The 7,094-nt window shown below is 35.0% G+C and carries 4 protein-coding genes and 1 riboswitch; of the genes, 1 reads left to right on the plus strand and 3 read right to left on the minus strand.

The window, feature by feature from the left end:
• The first annotated feature begins 214 nt into the window (after positions 1-214).
• A riboswitch (glycine riboswitch) is annotated at positions 215-291 on the plus strand.
• Between the two features lie 164 nt (positions 292-455).
• A complete protein-coding gene (locus PVA17_RS24400) occupies positions 456-1,793 on the plus strand; it encodes an amino acid permease (RefSeq protein WP_274069282.1) in 1,338 nt (445 codons plus the stop codon).
• 77 nt (positions 1,794-1,870) lie between these two features.
• Here the strand turns inward: PVA17_RS24400 and PVA17_RS24405 are convergent, their stop codons facing one another.
• The 3 genes from PVA17_RS24405 to PVA17_RS24415 all read right to left on the minus strand — a co-directional run bounded on the left by PVA17_RS24405 (position 1,871) and on the right by PVA17_RS24415 (position 6,872).
• Complete coding sequence (locus tag PVA17_RS24405) at positions 1,871-2,839, minus strand: glutaminase (protein WP_132356691.1); 969 nt, start codon at positions 2,837-2,839, stop codon at positions 1,871-1,873.
• A 776-nt stretch (positions 2,840-3,615) separates the two neighbouring features.
• Positions 3,616-3,756 carry a hypothetical protein gene (locus tag PVA17_RS24410; RefSeq protein ID WP_274069283.1) on the minus strand — a complete coding sequence of 47 codons (141 nt, stop codon included), beginning with the start codon at positions 3,754-3,756 and terminating at the stop codon, positions 3,616-3,618.
• Between the two features lie 254 nt (positions 3,757-4,010).
• Entirely contained in the window at positions 4,011-6,872 is a 2,862-nt protein-coding gene (locus PVA17_RS24415) for a hypothetical protein (protein WP_274069284.1), read from the minus strand.
• Between the last annotated feature and the right edge of the window lie 222 nt (positions 6,873-7,094).

A 7,094-nucleotide genomic window follows, 5' to 3' on the forward strand; every position in this document is an offset into this window, starting at 1 on the left:
ACATGAGGTAATATACTTATTATTAATGTATGTCTAAAAATACTATTTTTCGTAAAGTATTTACCTAGATGAACTCCATTCTTCTTTTTTTCTGAAAATGTTTAAAATTTATCCTTGAATAATTAACTAGGCACTGATAGGATTTATAATATCTTAAAATAATGTCATACAGACATACAATATAAGCTATGAATGCTATGGATAACACTATAGCAGGAGCAGTTCTGGAGAGAGCGCATTTTGCGTCGCCGAAGGGTTCACTATCTCAGGCAAAAGGACAGAGGAGTAATATCAACTTTCAACACGAAAGCTATACGATACGAATGTTTTTCTTTATTTACCTATAACATCCGTAATCGGTATTTGTTATTCTGTCGTTTACGAGACTAGTGTCATTACTAGTCTCTTTTTTATTTTCCAGTCATAGTTTTTACGTATCTTTGAGGGGGATCAACGTGGAACAACAACAATTAAAACGTGAATTAAAAAATCGCCATGTGCAGCTCATAGCGATCGGTGGAACAATCGGTACTGGTTTATTTTTAGGTTCAGGTAAAGCCATTGCTTTAGCGGGACCTTCCATCATCTTTGCCTATCTCATTGTCGGGACCGCCTTATTTTTTGTTATGCGGGCATTAGGTGAATTATTATTATCGAATGCTGGCTATACATCATTTACCGATTTTGCATCCGAATACATAGGTCCTTGGGCAGGTTACATCACTGGATGGACATACTGGTTCTGCTGGATTATGACCGCTATGGCAGATATTATTGCTGTCGGCGTTTATACACATTATTGGTTTGATATACCTCAATGGGTGCCTGCAATCGGGTGTTTAGTACTGTTACTAATTTTGAATTTGTTAACTGTAAAACTATTTGGCGAACTAGAATTTTGGTTTGCCCTTATAAAAGTCATCACCATTGTGGCACTGATTGTTATTGGCCTAATTATGTTATTTACAGGCTTTCAGACAAGCTCTAGCACAGTGACAGTTGAAAATCTTTGGTCACATGGCGGGTTATTCCCAAACGGCCTATACGGTTTCCTAATGGCATTCCAAATGGTTGTTTTCGCCTTTGTTGGTGTTGAATTAGTAGGCGTTTCTGCTGCAGAAACGGCCAACCCTAAAAAAAATATTCCTTCTGCCATTAATAAAATTCCATTACGCATTTTATTATTCTACGTAGGAGCGTTATTTGTTATTTTATGCATTAATCCTTGGTATGAAATGTCTGCCTCAAGTAGCCCATTTGTACAAGTATTTACACTTGCTGGTATTCCAATTGCTGCAGGTATTATTAATTTTGTCGTTCTTACATCTGCTGCTTCAGCCGGTAATAGTGGCTTATTTTCTACTAGCCGCATGCTTTTTAATCTTGGAAACAATAAGCAAGCTTCGCCAAAGTTTGCAAAGCTCAATAAAAACAGTGTGCCAAGTAACGCACTCGTTGTTTCTGCAATTGTTGTTTCCGCTGGTGCATTATTAAGTAAATTAATGCCTGAAAATGCCTTTAGTGTTGTGACTACGATTAGTGCTATTTGCTTTATCTGGGTGTGGAGTATTATATTAATCTCTCATATTATTTATAAACGTAAAAACCGTGCACTTCATGAAGCATCGATTTTCAAGGCACCTTTTACTCCGTTCGTGAACTATTTAGTACTTGCCTTCTTTGCATTTTTATTAGTAGTCATGTTCATTTCAGAGGCAACGCGTACCGCATTACTATTAACACCAATTTGGTTTATGCTACTAATGATTATTTATAAAATGAAAAGAAAGTAATTCAGAGCTTTTTATTGCAAATTAACAACATAATCAAAAAAGATGACTCCATTTATGAAGTCATCTTTTTGAATGGCTTAAAAAATATTCATATTCCACTCGGTAGCAATATGCTTTAGTAAATGCACTCCAGCTACACTGTTCCCGATGTCATCAATTGCTGGTCCATAAATGCCAATACCACAGCCAGTAGGGAAAGGTGAATCTAAGCCCGCGTGACTTGGCACTGCCGCTAAAATTGCTCCAGAGACACCACTTTTTGCAGGTAACCCGATAAATGCTGCAAATTTACCAGAAGCATTATACATCCCGCAAGTAACCATCAATGCCTTCGCTAATTTTGCTACTTGTTTAGGAAATAGCTGTGTTTTTAATAAAGGATGATAACCATCATTGGCAATGACTAAACCAATCATCGCCAAATCTGAAACATTTACTTCAATAGCACATTGTTTCAAATAAACCTCTAATGCTTCTTCTACAGGACAGTCTAAAAAGCCAGAATCCATTAAATAATAGGCTAATGAACGGTTTCGATTGGCAGTTTGCCACTCAGATTGATAAACCTCTTCATTAACCTTTAATTCCTTGCCAACGATTTGTTCTAAAAATTGAAGGATTTTCGAAACCTTCTCTTGTGGAGAACTACCGTCAAGCATAGAGGATACTGTAATCGCTCCTGCATTAATCATTGGATTAAAAGGTTTTCCAGGCTGATGGCTTTCTAGTCGAATAATGGAATTGAAGGTGTCACCTGTAGGTTCAACATCTACTCGTTCTAAAACATAAGGTAATCCCCGTTCCATACACGCTAAAATAAAGGTAACGACTTTTGAAACACTTTGTAGCGTAAATAGTTCAGTTGTGTCTCCAGCTTTCATTTCCTCATTATTAGTACCGATAATCGAAATCGCTAATTGATTTGGCTCTTTTTCCGCTAAAGCGGGAATATAGCTTGCGCATTGTCCCTCTTTCGCATAAGGACGAAACTGTTTCACCCATTCTGCCGCAAGGTGATTATGATGATTGATATGATCTGTCGGCATTTTGTGATCTCCTTTCAAAAAACGGCATTTTTTCGCCATAACTACTCAATAAATACACTTTACTAAGAAAAAAACTTAATAATAGGCAAAAACAGAGCCTCCATAGTTTACCCTATGAAGACTCTATTTGGTATAAATTTTTAAATACTTTTTTAAAATTTTGGATGCTTAGCCTTCCGGAAAAGTCTCCTCACCCAGACGTTCCTTCTTCTTCAATATGTGCTGGATTTCAATTTAATCAACAGCAGTCTATTTCATAAGTTTGCATTCTCAATCAAGTATTAGTTTTTGCATCGTATTATACAATGTTTTATTTGGAATAAAATATGACGCTGCCCCACAAAGGCGCTTTCTAATGATGTTTCAGTCATTGCGCCTTAATATTTTTGATAAATTTTATAAAGCCTCTACCACCTTTGCATATGGTTGCACGACATGTTGTACCGCATAATGCACGCGCGCTTTTGGCATGATATGCTCACATAAAAATAGTTTACCCTAACATTCATTAACTCAACGTCATCTCATACACTTCTTCCTAGATATGGTGCGGCTGCTGTATGTTTGCTAGAGAGGTGTAAGTCAAATAAGATAGAAAAATACTAGCCTTCGCCTTATAAGCTTTTCCTGAAACATATTCCTCTCTCTAATCACTTATCCATATATACTTTTAACATAATGTCACCCAACTTATGAATTTCATCGGAACACTTTTATGTTTTATTACCCAACTTTTGAATTTTATTGATTAACGTTCTCGTTTTATCACCTAACTTTTAATTTTTGGTCATATCTTCCACTGCTTGAATCGCGAACATCGCTGATAGAAACGGAAACATCGCTGATAGAATCACAAACATTGCTGATAGAATCACAAACATCGCTGATAAAACCGCGAACATCGCTGATAGAACCATGAACATCGCTTATAGAATCGCGAAAAAAGCTTGTTAGCAGCGAAACTTTATGGTTTAGCGGCGTTCTTTGCTTGGTTGGCAGCGCAATTCTATGGTTTAGCGGCGTTCTTTGTGTGGTTGGCGTTGAAAAACTTTGTATAGAATTTTACACAATATTAAGGCCTTGACAATTATTATCAACATCTTCATTCCAGCTACACACATTTAAACCCCGAATAAATTTCTTTATCCGGGGTGCTGGTTTAAACTATTTTTTATAAATCGTTTGCATACATCTTTTGATATAAAAGTTCTAATTTCTTTGAGAGCTTACCGTATGCAGTTTGCCAAGCTTTACGAGCTGCTGCATTTTCGTTTGTAGCTGGTACGTAAAGAGCATGAACCTCTGCTACCTTTTTCAAATCACTCTCGGCCTGAGTTAGCTTAGAATAGTTTTTCACGACGCTCTTTTCGGAAGCACTTAGACCATCATATGCTGTACGAATTTCTTTTACTTTCGTCTCCAAGTCATCAATATATTCACCATTTACTAGCAATGAATTAATGGATTCAACTAATTTCAAAGCAATTTCATTAGACTGTTGTTGATTTTTATCTTGATCAATTATAGATTGTCTTATTTCTGGACTAACTAAACTCATTTGTTTTGATGTAAGCTTAGCAAAAGCTTTGATGACAGTTGTTGGGTTACTATGAAATGATTTTTCATACGTCTTCATAAATGATTCAACTTTTTTTACATCAGAAACTGCTGTTGTTAAGATGGTAGCATTCGTAATACGTTTTTTATCACTAGAGCTTAGCTTATTATATTGCGCTGAAAGCTCCTTAATTTTTTCCATTGAAACTGTATACGTATCATTTGAGACGATTTTTGCAATTTCATTATTTAATTTAGTGATATCTGGTGCATTGCTATCTTCTAAACGATTATTGAGCAAATCTTCATATTGCTGTTTTGCCAGAAACTGTTGATTTGCAGGTAGTTTTGCATAAGCAGTTTGAACTGTTTGAATTTTTTTCGCTTGTTTCGTAGCATCTTTTTCTTCTCTTGCAGTTTGTACTTTTTTATGGAATGACTTCACACCAGAAAGATCTTTACTAGCCGCTGTTAATAAATAATAGTTTGTTACATACTTTCGACCAGCGGAAGATAGGTTTTTATATTTTGTTGTTGCTGCATTAACAGCAGATTCAAATTGTACAAATGTATATTTCGTTACATCAGCAAGCTTATCAACATCAGCCTTTAAAGCTAATGCAGCAGCTTTATCAGCAGGTTCCTTACCATTTGTATTAACGGTAATAGTCGGTGTATTTAATAAAAAATCATTTGCATTATACACAAGTGATTGTTGTAGAGTCGTTAACTTATTATATGCTTTCAATACATTCGTGTAGTTCGTTTTCAACTTACTTTCAGCTACACCTGGCGTTACTGAAAGTTTTTGATAGGCGTCCATATCCTTAATAATTTTTTCAGCTGCTTTAAAATCTTTTTGCAAGGTTACAATGCTATCATATCCGACAATTTTAGCCGCTGAATTTTTCGTTAAGCCCTTATATTCATTAATAATACGGTTTACATTATTAACATGACTTTGCCAAGTAGTTACTGAAGGATCAATTGGGTAACTATCAATCACATCGCCTACATAACTGTCGATCTCACTATTTAATTTGTCTATTTGACTGTTTTCCGCATTTTCTGCTTGTAGTAATGTATGCATATATTTTGCTGGTACAAGTTGAAGTTGTTTATAAGTTAACTTTTCATAAGACGTACGTATTGATTTTGCTGTAGTCACCTGTTTGCTAGGTGCATCTTTTTCTGACAGCTTATCGAAAAGTTTAATAAATTGTTCAACCTTTTTTATATCCGCTTTAGCATCACTTAAAATTGCTTGATTTTGAACAGTTGCTCGGTAATTTTGAGATAATTTTGCTATATCCTTTTCAATTGTTTCAACTGCTACTTGTAAAGACTCTAAGCTAGTAGGTACATACTTCACATAGGAATTTTCATATGTTAATAATGCTACAATTGCCTGATTGATTCTTCTAACTTCTTTAAATTCTTCGATATCTGTCGGATCTTTCAAAATGTTTTTAATGCTATTGTATAGCGCATCATTTAGATCTAAGCTACGTTGTAATAAATCAAACTTATCATAAGCCTCATCGATTTCTTTTAAATATTTTGGTAGGTCTTTTTCATTAACCTCTTTTACCTTATCTACTTTCTCATTTAACTTGCTAATTAACTCTACATCTGCAGCTGCTCTCTTTAATACATCATAATTTTTCACATTCGCCTTTGCTGCAGTTGATAGTGCCTGATATTGACTTTCAAATGCAGTGACAGCTGACTTAAAAGATTCTAGACTTGTCAAGTTATATTTGTTGTCATTTATTAGTAAAGTTTTAATGTCTTCAACCATTGAATCAGAAGGTTCATTCGATACTGATCTCACAGCAGAAACATCAGATTCCACGAAAGAAGATCCTACCTTTGCCTTTACTTTAACAATGATATCTTTCATGCCTTTTTCTAAAGCATCATTAGGAATTTTGTATGTGTCGTTAGTTGCTCCATCAATAATTGTGAAGGATTCACCAACTTTATAAAACCATTGATAGCTATATGTAATCTGACTATTTTGTAACTTTGCTCCGGCATCATCGGTTACTATTGCACCTGCGACTTGTACCAATTCACCAGGTACTGCATAATTTGAACTACTATCAATTCTTGGAGCAGTTATTGACAGTTTTAGTTCATTAATCGAACGGGGTTCACTCTTATACTTATCGCCATTAGTTGTAGTCGCTTCCACGAAAACTGCTTTGCCTGCTGCATCAACTGGTATTGTAAATGACGCTGTTGTAGCACCAGAGATTGGTTTATTCGTGGAATTGTTAGAACCATCTACATAATACCACTGATAACCATTCACAATTGAATTTGCTGGTAAGTTTTCAATAGAAGCTTTTAACGTTTCATTCACTATATTATTTCCTGTGATGGAAACGGTATTGGCTGCCGCTCCTGCAACTGTTGGTACAATAAGAGCTACCGGGATAGCTGCTGCTGTCAAAAATAATTTTTTATTCAAATTTACATACCTCCTCTATCATCTATTGAATTATATCGGTTACATTTTTAATAATTCTCTTCATTTTATTGAATAATTCTAAAAACGTGCATTTTCTCCTATTCCAATTACAAAAATAATATTTTTTTGATTATAGAATCCGATTCATTTTAATAAGAATCTAGGAGCAAGACAATCCTGCAAAGAAGGTGTTTCCAGTTTAAAGAAATATATGTATAATAC

The organism is Lysinibacillus sp. CNPSo 3705 (genome assembly GCF_028674935.1).
GTDB lineage: Bacteria > Bacillota > Bacilli > Bacillales_A > Planococcaceae > Lysinibacillus.

Coding starts and splice junctions, on each gene's coding strand:
- PVA17_RS24405 (WP_132356691.1), bottom strand. CDS start 2,839: ATGCCGACAGATCATATCAATCATCATAATCACCTTGCGGCAGAATGG.
- PVA17_RS24410 (WP_274069283.1), bottom strand. CDS start 3,756: ATGGTTCTATCAGCGATGTTCGCGGTTTTATCAGCGATGTTTGTGATT.